The 15,657-nt window shown below is 38.9% G+C and carries 13 protein-coding genes; 8 read left to right on the top strand and 5 right to left on the bottom strand.

The features are described from left to right. Positions 1–5: 5 nt before the first annotated feature. Positions 6–3,251: a SpiroCoCo family coiled-coil protein gene (locus HGJ18_RS07915; protein WP_253695541.1), complete on the top strand. Its 3,246-nt coding sequence runs from the start codon at positions 6–8 to the stop codon at positions 3,249–3,251. Here the strand turns inward: HGJ18_RS07915 and ispF are convergent. Genes ispF through HGJ18_RS07895 form a run of 4 tightly spaced genes read right to left on the bottom strand, consistent with a single transcriptional unit; the run spans position 3,223 to position 6,768 of the window. Continuing rightward, positions 3,223–3,708, bottom strand: coding sequence for a 2-C-methyl-D-erythritol 2,4-cyclodiphosphate synthase (ispF, locus tag HGJ18_RS07910; protein ID WP_253695535.1), 486 nt, complete (start codon positions 3,706–3,708; stop codon positions 3,223–3,225). The two genes, HGJ18_RS07915 and ispF, sit on opposite strands and share 29 nt — an antisense overlap. Then, positions 3,705–4,436 carry an IspD/TarI family cytidylyltransferase gene (locus HGJ18_RS07905; RefSeq protein WP_253695533.1) on the bottom strand — a complete coding sequence of 244 codons (732 nt, stop codon included), beginning with the start codon at positions 4,434–4,436 and terminating at the stop codon, positions 3,705–3,707. Before HGJ18_RS07905 ends, ispF begins: the two co-directional genes overlap by 4 nt. Continuing rightward, positions 4,423–5,055 carry a CarD family transcriptional regulator gene (locus tag HGJ18_RS07900; protein WP_010689757.1) on the bottom strand — a complete coding sequence of 211 codons (633 nt, stop codon included), beginning with the start codon at positions 5,053–5,055 and terminating at the stop codon, positions 4,423–4,425. Before HGJ18_RS07900 ends, HGJ18_RS07905 begins: the two co-directional genes overlap by 14 nt. A gap of 60 nt (positions 5,056–5,115) precedes the next feature. Further along, complete coding sequence (locus tag HGJ18_RS07895; protein ID WP_253695531.1) at positions 5,116–6,768, bottom strand: nucleoside kinase; 1,653 nt, start codon at positions 6,766–6,768, stop codon at positions 5,116–5,118. Positions 6,769–6,899: 131 nt separating this feature from the next. Between HGJ18_RS07895 and HGJ18_RS07890 the strand changes: the two genes are divergently transcribed. Further along, positions 6,900–7,649: an FKBP-type peptidyl-prolyl cis-trans isomerase gene (locus tag HGJ18_RS07890; RefSeq protein WP_253695529.1), complete on the top strand. Its 750-nt coding sequence runs from the start codon at positions 6,900–6,902 to the stop codon at positions 7,647–7,649. A gap of 59 nt (positions 7,650–7,708) precedes the next feature. On the opposite strand, the gene mazG is transcribed toward HGJ18_RS07890, so the two are convergent. Next, complete coding sequence (gene mazG / locus HGJ18_RS07885; protein WP_253695523.1) at positions 7,709–8,554, bottom strand: nucleoside triphosphate pyrophosphohydrolase; 846 nt, start codon at positions 8,552–8,554, stop codon at positions 7,709–7,711. Positions 8,555–8,691: 137 nt separating this feature from the next. On the opposite strand from mazG, the gene HGJ18_RS07880 reads away from it, so the two are divergent. The 6 genes from HGJ18_RS07880 to HGJ18_RS07855 all read left to right on the top strand — a co-directional run bounded on the left by HGJ18_RS07880 (position 8,692) and on the right by HGJ18_RS07855 (position 15,632). Then, entirely contained in the window at positions 8,692–9,558 is an 867-nt protein-coding gene (locus tag HGJ18_RS07880; protein ID WP_253695521.1) for an Rpn family recombination-promoting nuclease/putative transposase, read from the top strand. A 169-nt stretch (positions 9,559–9,727) separates the two neighbouring features. Next, positions 9,728–11,149 carry a hypothetical protein gene (locus HGJ18_RS07875; protein ID WP_253695519.1) on the top strand — a complete coding sequence of 474 codons (1,422 nt, stop codon included), beginning with the start codon at positions 9,728–9,730 and terminating at the stop codon, positions 11,147–11,149. Then, positions 11,150–12,127 (top strand): efflux RND transporter periplasmic adaptor subunit, encoded by a 978-nt coding sequence (locus tag HGJ18_RS07870; RefSeq protein WP_253695518.1) that lies wholly within the window; start codon positions 11,150–11,152, stop codon positions 12,125–12,127. Between the two features lie 7 nt (positions 12,128–12,134). Further along, positions 12,135–13,373, top strand: coding sequence for an ABC transporter permease (locus HGJ18_RS07865; protein WP_253695516.1), 1,239 nt, complete (start codon positions 12,135–12,137; stop codon positions 13,371–13,373). A gap of 13 nt (positions 13,374–13,386) precedes the next feature. After that, positions 13,387–14,424: an EF-P lysine aminoacylase GenX gene (locus HGJ18_RS07860; protein WP_253695514.1), complete on the top strand. Its 1,038-nt coding sequence runs from the start codon at positions 13,387–13,389 to the stop codon at positions 14,422–14,424. Between the two features lie 134 nt (positions 14,425–14,558). Beyond that, entirely contained in the window at positions 14,559–15,632 is a 1,074-nt protein-coding gene (locus HGJ18_RS07855) for a LysM peptidoglycan-binding domain-containing protein (protein WP_253695512.1), read from the top strand. Positions 15,633–15,657 lie beyond the last annotated feature (25 nt).

Below are 15,657 nucleotides of genomic sequence, written 5' to 3'. Positions count from 1 at the left end.
TTTTAATGAATTATATTTTATTCAATCTTATAACATTGGTAATTTGTATAGGTATTATTATTGCTTTTAGACAAAGCGATAAAAATAACCGATCCATCGAAAAAGCAAAAAGATACGGGGATAAAATAAAAGAAGACCTTGAAGCTTTTGTAAACGAAAAAAATTCTACTTTAAGCGATCTTTCTACGGAATTGGGAGTGCAGCAAAGTAAGGCTATTGCTACAGTGAAGCGGCTTGATGAACTTCGAGCCGATTTTTTAGTGCAAAGTCAAACAGTAGAAGAGCGCTCCGCCACCATTCAGGATATAGACAGATACATTACCGAATCCGGGCAAACCATTCAAAAACTTATGGATATGACGGCCTTGGCAGAAAAAAATTTAATGGAAATTACAAGGGAAGCTGATTTTGTCGATTCTCTTGCAAAATCGATTAACGCTGCAAGGGTTCAGCTGAATAATCTTACTGAAAGTATTCCGGAATTAAAACAAAATTTTGCAGCCGAAGCCGATGCCAAATTAAGCGAATATAAAAGCAAAATATTGGATGAAATGGGCCTTGTAATCAACGATGTTGAAAACCGCCTTGCTTCGGCCCAAAGAGATACGGGCGAACTCTTGGAAGTAACATCAATTAAACTTCAAGACTTATATAAAGAAGCATATAATTCTGCAGCAGACAAGGCGGGAGCTCTTCAGGAAGCTGCCTTTGCTAAGTTAAAAGAGGAAACTGCAGAAAGGGTTCAAAGCTACCGCAAAGAATTTGAAGAAACAGCTGCAGAGATTGAAACCCAAATGGATGACAATTTAAACCGGACAAGGCAGATGGCTTCGGATTTTAAGGCAGAATGGGAAACTCAGGCAAAGGACTATCTTGCTCAAATGCAGTCGGATTTTTCCCGGACCGAAGAAAATATTTCGTTACGTATAAATTCCATATCCGAAAAATTGAAGGAAACTGAGGATGCAGTTTCGGTACGTTCTGATGCGATTGCTGCCGATTTAAACCAAACCGAAGCTACAATGAGGTCTCAGTTTAACAGCCTTGCTTCTAACTTCCAAGATAACGTAAATTCTCTTTCTAAATTTACGGATAAAAAGTTAAATGAGTTTAAGATTCAGACTGAAGAAAGATTTACCAAATTTGAAAAGGCTATTGAAAACGTTGACAGCTTAAAAGAAGAAATCGAAAAATCTCAAGCCCTTATTAAAAATGAGATTATAGCCGACTTCTCTTCTTACGTAAATTCGGCCAAACAAAGTCAGCAAAACTTTTTTAACGAATTTACTAATAATTCGGAAAAAATCCGTGAACGCATGAAGGCTATAGATGCAGGTATCGATGACCTAAAAGCTAAGGCCTATACAAACGTTTCGGAAAAATTAAAAATGTTTGAAGACGACTTCTTTGCAGACCTTGCAAAGAGGAGCGAGGCTATTAATCTAAGCTTCGATCAGTGGAAAGATGATGTTTCTGCCAACATGACCCTTCTTGCTTCTGAAAACGAATCGGCACGGAAGGATTTGGAAGAAAAATATAAGGCAGAGCTGCGGGTAAGGCTTGGTCAGGCAGCCGAAGAATATAAAGCTCTTTTTACCAAACTGGATGAAAAGGTTAAAGATGTTGAAGCCGGTTTAAATTCGCGGGTTTCTGCAATGGACGGCACTGTAGAGCAATACATAGAATCTTTCCGTGCAGACGTAGATCAGATAAAAGCAAAGGCATCTCAGCAGATTGAAACTGAGCTTGCTTCATATAAGGAGCAGGTTCGCGAGGCTGTATCCAATCAAAACGCAGAGCTTGAAAATACTTCAAAGAGCATGCAAGAAAAACTCCTTTCAATTCGGGAAGAGTCGGAAGCCAAGTTTGAAACTATTAAAAAAGATTTTGAAGCTTGGAAGAACCGCACGGATCAGCAGTTTACGGATGCCCGTTCATTCTTTGACGAGAAGATTACAAACTTTGCAGGCTTAACGGAAAATGCAATTAAAAATCTTGATGCCAAGTATAATGCCCAGTACAAAGACTTTGTAGCAAAGAGCGGAGACGCCTTTAACGGTATTCAGGCGAAGCTTAATTCCGTTGATACTAAGGTTGCATCTGCAAACAAGGCCATTGATGAGCATGCTTCAGAAGTTACAAACCGCTTTAATACCGAAGCAGAAAAACTAAATGAGGTAATCAATAAAAGAATTAAGGAAGCCGCTTCTGAGGCTGCGCTGTCCGTACAGGGCATCAATGATATGATTCTTGAAGTTCGTAACCGCCTTGATGAAACCCAAGAGAAGGTTCGCGAAAAGATTCAGGCTGATGCAGACCGCCTAAATTCGCTTATAGAAGAAATAGATAAAAAACAAAATGACTTTATTACACAAACCAAGGTCTTTGAAAGGGCTGATGAATTAAAAGAAGGTTTGGAAAAAGATATTGCTTCTCTTAAAAATGAGGTTACTAAATTTGAGGTTTATAAAAATGCAATGGATGACCTCACTCTTCAATATGATAAGGTTACACATTTGGAAGAAGAAGCTAAACAAAAGGTCAGCCGCTTTATGAATGAGCGCAAAAACATTGAGCTTCTTGAAGGCGAGTTTATAAAACTTAATGCTCTTTCCGACTCTATGGACAAAAAAATCATCGAGCTTACTTCCGTAAATGATGACTTACAGCAATACCAAGTTCAAATTAGAAGATTGGAAGAAGGTATCGGTGATGTAAACACCCGCTATGAAAGGCTTGAGAAAAAAGAAGCCGTATTAAATCAAACTCTTGAAAGCATTGATTCCGCTTTTGAAAATTTAAAGACTCTTGAATCGGATATTAAACAATTTAAGACTGAGGTAAGTGTAATTCCTCCCGAGATGGAAAAGATAAAGGTAACGCTTGAAACTCTTTTATCAAATCAGGGAAGGGCAGAAGCTGTTTGCGAAAAGATTGAGAGCGTCGATTCTACATTGGAAGATTTGAACTCAAAGATGGATAACCTAAAGCAGGCCAGAAGCTGGCTTGCCGCCACCGAAACCAGATTAAAAGAAATTTCGAGCGAATCGGAAGCTCAGCTAAAGCTGATGGCAGACCTCTTTAAGGGAGAAAAACCCGAAAGGAACGAAAGCGGAAGTCCGTCATTAAATGTGCAAGAAAACGTACTAAAACTGTCACGCCAAGGTTGGAAAAACAACGAGATTGCAAAGGCTTTAAACTTATCCCTCGGGGAAGTAGATCTTATTCTTGAGTATGCCGACAAAAGATAAGGCATGAGGCAAGGGCGGCAACGGCCTTGCCTTTTCCTATTATTCCTATGCCTTCTCCGGTTTTTGCCTTTATAAAAATTTGCTCTTTTTCTATTTTTAAAATACTTGCTATCGATCTTCTTATCTCTTCTCTGAATGGGAGGATTTTTGGTTCTTCAATTATTATTACGCAGTCAATGTTTTGAATCTTCCATCCTGCTTCGCTTATTATTTCCCATACTGTTGATAAAAGTTCTGCGGAATTTGCGTCCTTCCACTTTTTATCGTTTGGCGGGAAAAACTCTCCTATGTCTCCCATTCCGCAGGCTCCGAGGAGGGCATCTGTAATGGCATGAAGGAGGACGTCTCCATCCGAGTGGGCTTTTTCACCTTTTTTAAAAGGAATATGAACGCCTCCCATCATAAGCTTTTTTCCTCTGACTAAGCGGTGTAAGTCGTAGCCTAAGCCTGTTCTCATTTTATATCTTCCTTAAAGGTTATTTTTTTGTTGGATACTTCTCCCGTGCAGATAAAAACGTCTCCGGCAAATTCTCCGTAAATCTCACTGTCGTCGGTGTATTCTTTTCCGTTTTCTAGAGCCTGTTTATGAGCTGCCAATATCTTTTCAAAGCCGAATCCTTGAGGGGTCTGTACCGAATATACGGAACTCCTTTTTAAGTGTTGGGTTATTTTACCGGATTTATCGGCGATTTTTTGTGTATCAACGGCTTGGTAACCGGGAATTACCGCCTCCCGCTTGCTTACCTCATCGGAGACTCGTTTTATAAGCTCAGGGCTGACCCAGGGGCGGGCTCCGTCATGGATTAACACAAAGTTAAAATCGGCTTCTTTTTTTTCTTTAAGCTCGCCGAGTTTAACAAGGGCTTTAAATACGGAAGTCTGTCTTGTATCGGCTCCGGCTGTAAAGATTATTTTTGTATTTTTTTCAATCAGAGTTTTTTCAATTCTTTTATCGTTGAAGATTAAATTATTTGCGTCCGAAATATCTTTGGCGGGAACAGTAACAACTATGACTTCAAACAGCTTTGTTTGTAAAAATTTTAAAAGGCATTCGGAGAGAACCGTAACGCCCTCTCCGTATTCAGGTAATCTTAAATATTCTTTTTTTGTATCTAAATTCATTCGTTGGGATTTGCCTGCTGCAGTTATTACGGCGGCAAAGCCTAAACTTTTAATCGTCCTCATACATATCCGAGTCTTCTATGTCGTCTTCATCCATATCGTCATCATCAAGTCTTTCATCATCATTTGCGATTAAATCGTCGTCGTCGTCATCATAGTCATCCTTGAATTTTTCGATTGGGCCGCCTAGCGGTTCAAGGTGTAAGTGTATAGCTGCCTCTACTTCTGTTTTTGTCATCTTTAATGCCGCTGCTATTTCGTCTTGAAAAATTCTATAGGCTGAGTCATAGAGCTTTCTTTCTTGAATGGGAAGCTCCTTTGTTTTACTGCGTTGGTAGAGGGAGCGTACGACCGAGCCTGTGTCCAAGATTTTTCCGCTTTTAAATAGGTCCATATTCATTTGATAGCGGGCCTTCCAATCTATCGGGATAGGTTCAAAATCTTCGGATAGGAATTTGAGGGCGGCTTCAGCTTCTGCCTTTGTTACTATACGTCTTATTCCCAGATTATCGATTCCGGTAATAGGGACTAAGACCGTCATATCCGAATCGGACAGATAAATAACATAATAGTCAATGACTTCTCCGGCTATCTCTTTTTTGGTAATATCCGTGATAGTACCGACGCCCTGACCCGGGTAAACGACAACTTCTTTTGCTGAAAAAACAAATTTCTTACTCATATGTTTGAGTATTATAGCATAAATATCTTTTTTAGTCTACGAGGCCGAATTTAGCTGAGTTTAGCTGTATGAAAAGTCGCTGTCGCCGATAAATTCGCGCAATATGGATTGTCCGTGTACAAAACTGGCCGGAAGCGGTAGGAAGTTTCCTAAAAAGGTTAATAACCTCGACGCTTCGTTATATTCCTTTTGGTTCGGCTTTACTGCTTTTAAAAGAGGTTCTGCATAAACCTTTAAAACTGAAAGTTCATAGTCCAGAGCCGTGTTAAAGACAGCATCGGCATTTCCTTGGAAGGGGAAAATATATTTTGATTCTCCGCTTCTTACATCGCCCCACATTCCTATTGTTTTTGAAGCAGGACTTCCTCTAAACTGGGCATCTCGGACTATGCGTCTTATAAGTCTGTTATCTGAGGTCGGAATGCGGTTATGGTCATCCAAATTAAGCTGGGTTAGAGCCGAAAGGTAGACCTTAAATTTTAATGACTCGTCTATTTTTGCCGTAAGCTTATTGTTTAGAGCATGGATTCCTTCAAGTATAAAGATTGTGTTTTGTTCCGGGGTAAACATCTTACCTTCAGGTCTGCGGGCACTTACCTTAAAATCGTAGGAAGGCATTTCGACTGTTTCACCATTGAATAGACGGAGAAGGACATCGTTTAAGAGTTCAATGTCCAGAGCCTCAACACATTCAAAGTCGGGCCTTCCGTCTTCTTTTTTCGGTGCTTTAGCAATACCCAGATAAAAATCGTCAAGGCTTATAACCTTAGGTATGTACCCAAGAACCTTAAGCTGCATTGAAAGCTTTTTAGCTGAGGTGGTTTTTCCGGAACTTGAAGGGCCTGCTATCAGTATTACCCTTGCGGTTTTTTTAGCCGTTATTTTTTTTGCTATTTCGGCAAGTTTATTGTTTTGAAGTATCTCGGTAATTTCTACATAGTCTTTTATTTTTCTTGAGGTAATTAAGTCGTTCAACTGACCCACCGATGAAACCCCTACAAGTTTTCCCCATTGTTTATATTCTTTATAAATTTCAAAAAGATGGGGGATGTCTTTAAATTCCGAGAGCTTTGTAGGAGATGATGTCCTCGGAAACCTGAGTAAAAAGCCGTCTTCATAGGGCATTACATCAAAGACTTTGACTTCGCCTATTCTATCCATGAGGGGTTGAAAATAGAGATCTTCATAGCTGCCTAAACGGTTTATTAAAATTCGGGGTTTACTCGTGTAGTTTAAAAGTCTATGGGTTTCGGGTTGATTTGAGTGTTCGAATTTTTCCAAGGCTTCTTCGTAGGAAAGCCAGCGGGTATCGATAGGCATGTCTTGAGCTACCATTTCATCCATTTTTGCCTTTATAGCCTTAAAATCCACCTTACTTGAATTTTTTCCTTCAAGGGTGTAATAATAGCCGTAATCCAGGCTGTGTCCCATTAAAAGCCTTAAGCCGGGGTAGAGTTCTTTTGCTGCAGCAGCTAAAATCAGGCAGAGAGTCCTTCGGTAAAAATTTGAGCCTTCTCGGTCGGCTAAGGTTACCGGTTCTATATTGGATTGTACATCGATGGTTTTGTTTAAGGGTACTACCAAATTGTTTACCTTTATGCCTACTATAGGAGCAGGGCAGGCAGGAAAATATTGTACCAGCTCACGCGCCGACACCGGATTAACAAATTCTTTTTGAGTTCCGTCAGGAAAAGTTATTTTAAATGAAGCCATAAGACTCTCCTCTTTATTTTTCTATCTTTAATTATACCATATTTTTTATAAAAGTCCAGCTATTGACTGTTTTTTAAAAGACTGATATTCTTACGCCTTCTATATATTTTATATTTATAAGGATTTATTCTATGAAATTTATTAAAAATTTTACTCTTATTTTATGTTGTGCCTGCTTGTTTTTTGCGTTTACATCCTGTAAGGACAAAAAAGCGGAAACTGAAGTTTCTTCCGAAAACAATGCAGCCGATGAAAAGGAAAAAATTTCGGTAACCGAGGAAGAGGTAGGCTATGCCTTCGGCGTTATCATCGCACAAAGCGTAAAGCAAGACGGTATAAAACTCAACCCCAAGCATATTTTAAAGGGCTATAATGAAGCAATGGCCAAGGATTTTAAGGAACCCGGTCTTTCTGATGCTCATATGGTTTTAAATAAGGCCTTTCAAATGGCTCAAATGGAAAAGGCTGCAAAGGCTCTTGAAGAAGCTAATGCCTTTTTGGAAAAAAACAAGGCTAAAGAGGGTGTTGTAGTTACCGAATCCGGTTTGCAGTATGAGGTGCTTTCAAAGGGGAAGGAAGATTTCTATCCTACAGCAAATGACGAAGTTGAAGTCAACTATATCGGAAAACTTATAGACGGAAGTGTTTTTGACGATTCATATAAAAGCGGTTCCGGCGTAAAAATCCAATTATCAAGGGTGATCCCCGGCTGGAAAGAAGGCTTACAGTTGATGAGTCAGGATGCAAAATTCAGACTTTATGTTCCGCCGGCATTGGCTTACGGAGAACAGGGTATTACTCAGGGCAATACGGTTATAATTCCCCCCAATGCTGTTTTGATTTTTGACATTGAGCTGGTAAATATCTTGCCGCAAAAGTAGTAAACGGTAAAAGAAAAAAAGAGTTTTGCTTTTAAGCAAAACTCTTTTTTTATGCCCTGTTAATTTTTAGCCCTTTCTTTAAGCTTTGCCTTATTCCAAAATTCTTCCATTTTTTCCCCATTTTCAGGTAAAAGCTCAAGGCCATTTTTTTTCATTTCGGCCTCCACAAACCGGAACCGCCTTTCAAATTTTTTGTTTGCATGCATCAAAGCCATTTCGGGATCTATCTTTAAAAAACGGGCGGCATTGACGGCAACAAAGAATACATCTCCTATCTCATCTTCCATCGCGGCCTCGGATCCTGATTTAACGGCTTCGGCAAATTCTGCCGTTTCTTCTTCCATCTTTTCGATAAGGCCGCCTATTTCAGTCCACTCAAAACCGGCCTTTGCTGCCTTTTTTGAAATCTTTAAGGCCCTCAACATCGGCGGAAAATTTTTAGGAATTGAATCCAAAATTGATTCGGCCTTAGGTCTTTCGATTTTTTCTTTTATGTTTTCCCATTGGTTTAAAACGGATTCGGGAGTCGAAGCTTTTTTATCGCTTTCAGGCCCTTCATAGCCTTCCGTTTCCCCGAAAACATGAGGATGCCTTCTTATCAGCTTTTCGGTAAGATTTTTCATAATATCGGCAGTTGAAAAAAGACCTTCTTGTTCATACATATACGAAATCATAAGTACGTTTAAAAGAATATCGCCAAGCTCTTCTTTTACATGCTCAGCGTTTTGTCCGCTACTATGGTGTTCTTCTATTGCATCAGCTGCCTCATAGGCTTCTTCCAAAAGGGACTTGCGCATACTCATAGGGGTTTGAGCTATATCCCATGGACAGCCTCCCAGCCCCCTTAATCTTTTAATTACATTAAAAAGAGCTTCAAAGCTCTCAATCAGTTGTGAATTTTCCATAGGCCAAACATTATAGCAAAAAGGTTCGATAATTGACAATCAGGGGAACTGATTTTACTATCTATTACAAACAATTTCTATAATAATTATGAAAGGAGAAAAGTTTTTTCTTTTAAATAATTTTATGGGAGTTAAGAATGAACAAACTTTTTAAAATCACCCTCCGCAACGACTATGCCTTTAAAAGAGTATTCGGAGTTGAAGAAAACAAAGATGTTCTACAGGACTTGCTGGAATGTATACTAGACATTCCGCCTGAAACCATCGCAGGTTTGGAGCTCTTGGATAAAGAGTTTCAGAAAGAACTTTTGAGTGAAAAACTCGGTGTTTTGGACATCAAGTTAAGACTAAAAGATGGAACCTTTGTCGACATTGAAATTCAAAACAGTTGGCATTTTGATTTTCCTGAAAGAACCCTGTATTATTGGTCTAAGATGTACAACGAAAATATAAAACAAGGTCAAGACTATACAAAACTGCCAAAGTGTATTACAATAAACTTGATAGGAAAAGGCTTTAATAAAAATAAGCGTTTGCACAATAAGTATCTTGTTCTTGAACAAGATACAAAAGAACCTTTAGTCTCAAAACTTGAGATTCATATACTAAACCTTGAAAAAGCAAGAGGGTTAGAAAGATCTCAATTTAGAGATAACAAAATGAAACGCTTATTAAATTGGCTGAAATTTATCGAAACTGATAATGTGGAGGTACGTAATATGCTGGCACAAGAATCACAGATGATGAGAAAGGCAAATGAGACTATTACAATAATGGAAATGAGTCCTAGAGATAAATGGCTATATGATTCCCGTATGAAATATGAACACGATAGAGCATCATGTATAAGTGAAGGGTATCGGCAAGGTATTGAACGAGGAATATCCCAAGGTGCTTACCAAACCAAACTTGAAACGGCTGTTGCATTTAAGAAAATGGGTATTGCTATAGAAAAAATAGCTGAAGGAACGGGGCTCAGTAAGGAAGAGATAGAGAAGCTCTAATTAAGAGAGAATACAACACAGTACAATAAGCTAAGGAAAGACTCTGTTCTAACTGAAGATTTGACGTTTGCATCTATGACTGAAGCCCGGTTTTATGATGCTTTTTTATGGAAGCATTTCCAATCCTTGACTTTTTTATTCTTTTTTTGTAATCTTACAAGTGTTAAAAATGCTTAAACATAATTCTTTTTTTATTTATCTCTTCGTTTCGTTAAATGTTCTTTTTGCTCAAGAAAATATTTATGACAAAATTTTGGACTACCGCTGCAAAAACGATACAGATATTGTTTTGATAGAAAACGAAGCGGCGATAGCTCTAAATAATTATAAATACGTAAGGCTTAATTCCATCTTTGCTTTTGATTTTAGCTCTACTTTAAATTTTAATCTTAGTTCCGAAAAGGATAAATCGGGATTTTCCGTACAGCCTTCGGTTTCGGCAGGGATGCCTCTTTATAATAATCTGGGACTCAAACTGTCAGCTCCTTATTCCTATAAGATGGGAAAAAGCTCTCAAGATTTTTCGCTGGGGCTTTCGGGAGATATTTACAGCCAAGCCCGCAAAAGAAAAAAGCAGGAAATTGAAACTTCCTTGGAAGCTCTTAAAGAGGCCGAAAAAAAAGTAAAGAGCGTTAAAGAGCTTGCCGAAAAAAAACTTTTAACCGATATTCAAAAAATATTAAACGAATATTCGGCTCTTCTTGCAAAAAGACTTTCAGGCATTCAGGCCGATATTAACTACAAACAAATTCTTGCAGAAGGCTATTCCGAAACATCTTCAAAGTTAAGAACGGCAAGGCTTAATTTGATAAGCTCCGAAAGGACAGAAAAAGAAACGGAATTTTCTTTTGAGGTTTCTGCCCGTCTTTTTTTTGAGTCCTGCGGTCTTGATATTCCAAAAAAAGATGAGGATGAATTTTTTATAAGGCTTGCAAAGAGCCTCCCTAAACAAAAGCTGATTTCTATGGAAAACCTGAAGGCCGAAAACTATAAGCCTCTTTTAAAAGCGGAAAATGATTATCAAAAACTTATCGAAAAAAATAAAATGGATTTAAGCCCATTTTCGGCATCTGCAAGTTTGGGATATTCTTATACGGGCTCATACATGAATAAACTTGAGAATATAAGTTCGGGGCTGCAGTTGATGTTTCCCGGGGTAAGGCTTGATACGGGCCTTAGCTTAAGTCTGGACTCCGCTTCCGTTCCGGCCATGCAAGTGTCTTTTTCGATAAATCCGCTTGCAATTTATGATTATTATCTTAATAAAAAAAATGTTGCCTTAAAAGAAGCGGGCGAAAAGATAAAGCTGGGAAACACGAGAAATAATTTTGCTAAAGAGTTTAATACTTTTAAGCTTAAATGGGAGCAGCTTGAATGGCAGCAAATCCGCTATGCCGAAGAACTGGATATTTATAAAGAAAATGCCGAAGAACATGCTAAATGGTTCCAAAGGGGACTTATAAACGCTTTGGAAAATAAGCAGGCTTCTTTGCAATATATTACCGCTCTTTTAGGTTCAGCCGATTCGAATATCGCCGTACATATTTTCAATGCAGAGTTAAAAGAAGCTTTCGATATAGAGGAAAAATAAATGCAGGATACAAAGCAAAAAAATAAAAATAAAAATAAAAAGATTATTTTAATAGTCATTGCCGCAATAATTATACTTTTGATAGTTTGGATTCTTTTTTTACCCAAGAAGGGAACTGAGGAAGTTTCTCAAACGGTTACGGTAACTAAAGAAATAATACAGGATGTTATTCAAGTTTCAGGTTATATCCAGCCTGCTCAACAGCAAAATCTTCAATCTCCGGGCGAGGGCCTTATAAAAAAAGTTGCGGTTAAAGAAGGCGATACCGTAAAAAAAGGAGACCTTATCTTTGCCCTTGACAATACCTATCAGGCTTTTCAAGTTGCAAAGCAGGAATTTCTTATCGAAAAAGAACAATTACAAGGCTATTCTAAAAACCTTGAACTTATGAAACTGGAGCTTGAATCTTTAAAGAGGGCCTTACGGGATAGAAGCGTTTATGCAAAGTTTGACGGCATAGTCGTTTCTTTTGACCTTACCGAAGGCTCCTATGTTATGCCCAAGGATAATTTCGGGGTGATTATAGACCGCTCCTTTTTTAAGTCTACTGTCGATGTTTCTGAAGGAGATGTTCCGCGGTTAAAGGTAGGGCAAAAAGTTTTACTCAGCTTTCAAGCTCTCGGCGATGAAAAAGTGGAAGGCCGTGTTACCTATCATTCTTCAATTGCGAAGTCCGGCTCCCAAAGGGGAGCTACTGTGATAGAGACAAAGATAGTTGTCGATAAGCTCCCCGAAAATGTTTTACCCGGTTATTCTTTTAGCGGAAACATCATTGCCGGTGAAGATGAAGAAGTTTTGCTTTTGGATCAAACAGCTCTTTCCTATGATAAGGGCGAACCCTATGTTGAAAGGCTTCTTGAAAACGGCAAGCTTGAAAGGGTTAATGTCGAAGTTGAAGCCTATACTCCGGGCACCGTAAAAGTTTTATCGGGCTTAAAGGAAGGCGATACCTTGAGGGTAAAACCTCCTAAGTGGTAAGAGAAAAATGTTTGAAGATTTTATAAACGCCCTTCATAATTTTAGAACAAACAAGATGCGGACCCTTCTTTCCTTATTGGGCATAGTGATAGGCGTTACCTCGGTTATAATTGTTACAAGCCTTGCAAGTTCTCTTTCAAACAGCATGATAAAAGAATTTGAAGAGTTCAGTATGGATATAATCAACATAGGAACTCAGGCGGATAATCCCGAATTTGCAGGTGAAGGTAAAAGCATAAAATTTGATGAAGCTTTCCGTAAAAAGCTGATGCAAAAAATCCCCGAGATAAAGCATGTTTTTTATTCCAACACTTTTCAAGCCTCGATTATAAGGAATGATTTGCGGATTGAAATTAGCGATATAGAAGGAATTGAAGCAGAAAGGCTGGAGTCTCACCGAGTGGTTATGGATTACGGCAGTTTTTTTTCTTCTTCGGATTATTCTATGGGAGCTGAAAAGGCTGTTATAGGCGAAAGGATAGCTTTTCAGCTTTTTCCTGAGGGCAGGGCAGTAGGTAAATTTATTACTTTGCAGATTCCGTCAAGCAGCGAAAAATCTCCTCCCCTTATTGTGCGTCTTCAGGTCATAGGTGTTATAAAAGCCAAAAATACCTGGGTGATCCGTACCTCAGATGCCGTCTTTGTTCCAAGAAAATTTGCCCTGAGTAGGCTTCCGGGAAAGGTATCTGAGGCTGTTTGGTCAGCCGAAGTTGCTATATCAGATCCTAAGGATTCATCCAAGGTTGAAGTAAAGATTCAGGATTTTTCTGAAGAACTGTCGGGCGGTAACCGCTTTGCTCTGTGGGTTTACTCTGCTCGTCAGCAGTTTGAGCAAATGACTAAGATTACCGGAATGGTAAGCCTTGTGCTTTCAGCCATAGCCGGAATATCCTTGCTTGTCGGGGGTATCGGTATTATGAATATAATGCTTGTTACCGTTACCGAGCGCCGAAGGGAGATAGGCATAAGAAAGGCTCTCGGAGCTACGGGCGGAGCCATAAGAATGCAGTTTTTAATAGAGTCGGCTTCCCTTACTCTTACAGGCGGGCTCATAGGTATAGTTTTAGGGCTTCTAATCAGTAAGCTGATTGTAAATGTTTTCTTCCCTCCCGAAATAATCTTTTTACCCAATTTTTCGGGCTCGCTGATAGCCTTTTCGGTAAGCGTATGTACGGGAATATTTTTCGGCCTTAATCCTGCCATCAAGGCTGCAAGGCTTGATCCCGTCCTAGCCCTTGCAGAGTAAATGAGGTTTTCTTATGGATATTGAAGCTTTAGAATTGCGTGCCCTGAGTATTCAGGCCGCAAGAGAATTTTTTATTAAAAAAAATTATTTGGAATTGGATACGCCGGCTCTTTCGGGAGAGCTAATCCCTGAAACCTGTTTGGAGGTTTTTAAAACGGAATATCTAAGTCCGTCCTTGTTAAAAAAAAGCCCTACAGGAAAAGCCCTTTTTTTGGTTCCTTCTCCCGAAGTTTATATTAAGCCGATAATAGCCCAAACTTCCCGCTCGGTTTTTCAAATTTCAAAATGCTACCGCAATGCAGAATCGATAGGCAATATCCATAGCCCCGAATTTACCATGCTCGAATATTATACGGTAAACGCAAACTATAAAGATTCCGTAAAGATAAGCGAAGAATTTTTAAGCCATGTTTCCGATAGGGTAAAAGAAAATCCTCTTGTTGACGGAGAGGTCTTAAAAACCTTATCAAAGGGATTTGAGTGTCTGACTATGGACGAAGCCTTTAGAAAATACGCAGGAGTGCCTTTAAGTACGGAACATTCACCGGAGGAGCTTGCTTATTATGCCGAAAAGTTAGGGCTCGGAGAAGCTGAAAACTATTCGGATTGGAAAGAGGACGATTTATATGAGCTTATTTTAGTCCATGCCGTCGAGCCCAATCTACCTAAAAACAGACTCATAGCCCTTTTGGATTATCCCGCCTTTGTGCCATGCCTTGCCGCAGAAAATTCCAAAAAGGTTTTCAATAAAAAAAATGAAGCTCTTGAATGGAAGACCGTCGAGCGTTGGGAAGTTTATTTAAACGGAGTTGAGCTTGCAAACTGCTATACCGAAGAAAGAAATGAAAACAAAATAAATTCTTATTTTAAAAACGAAAACGAATTAAAGCAAAAAAACGCCCTCGTTCCGCATCCGCCGGTAAAAAATTTCGGAGAGACTTGCTCTAAGATGCCGGCTTGTTCCGGTGTTGCCATGGGCTTCGACCGCCTTATCATGCTCCTTGCGGGGAGAAAAACTCTTAGCCCTATAATTTATCGTAATAATTTTTAAATCCGGATATAAGTATTATGTAACTTTATTGTGATTTTCGTTTTAAATTCATTGACAATAACCTGTTTTGCGTTTAAAATGGTTATAGATGTCTAGAAGCAATTATTAAATTTTGAATTTTGCAGGAGGATATTATGGCTTCAAAAATAGGAATAAAACTTGCAGACGGGACATTTTTCCCGATTTTGGATGAAAGTGCACTTTCCGAGCAATCTTTGGAATTGACTACAGTTAGGGATGATCAGGAAAGTGTTCAAATAAATTTATTTAAACAAGTTGACGGGGCAGAGCCCGAATATATAGGCTCCCTTATTGTAGAAGATGTTTCAACGGGGCGTGCAGGCGATCCCACTATAAATTTAAAAATAAAGCTTGATGAAGAAAAAAATCTTTCTGCAGAAGCCGTCGATGAGGGCTCCGGATCTCATCAATCGCTAAGAGTATCTTTAAAAAATCTTGATGAGGCAAGCCTTGAAGGTATGGATTTTGATTTTGCCTCCCTTGATTCCTCATCCGGGTTTACAAGCGGTAATGACGATTATTTTATAAAAGAAAGCGATGACTTTTCTTTTGATGAATCACTTCAATCTCAGGCTGATTCTCAACTTTACGATAATGAAGAAAAACCTGAAAAAAAGAAAAAGATGCCTTTGTGGCTTATAATTATAATAATAATTCTTTGTATAACGGCCTTGGTATTTGCCATTCTTCTTTTGACAAAAAAAATGCCCTTTGCCGATAAAGATAAGATAGCTTCGGTTCCTGAAAAGGTTGAACAGGTGCAAGAGTCAAAAAAAGATGTAAATGCGACAACCTCTAATGTTCCTAAAGAAAATGCCGCAGAAAAAGCTGCCGCTGAAGCCAAGCGAAAAGCTGAAGAAGAGGCCAAACAAAAGGCTGAAGCCGAGGCTAAGAAAAAGGCCGAAGAAGAAGCCAAGCAAAAGGCTGAAGCCGAGGCTAAAAAGAAGGCTGAAGAAGAAGCTAAACAAAAAGCAGAGGCCAAGAAAAAGGCTGAAGCTCAACAAAAATCGAGTACAAATTCAAATGGCGCAGTACGGTACAAGATCAAATGGGGAGATACTCTGTGGGATCTATCCGAGACCTATTATAAAACACCTTGGCTTTACAAAAAGATAGCGGATTACAACAAGATCAAAAATCCTAATCTTATTATAGCCGGTACCTATATAGATATTCCGCCTAAATAATTTTTAAGAGGATAGCCTTATAACA

This window comes from Treponema denticola (assembly GCF_024181405.1).
Classification (GTDB): Bacteria; Spirochaetota; Spirochaetia; order Treponematales; family Treponemataceae; genus Treponema_B; species Treponema_B denticola_D.
This window is presented reverse-complemented; position numbering and strand designations above follow the sequence as displayed.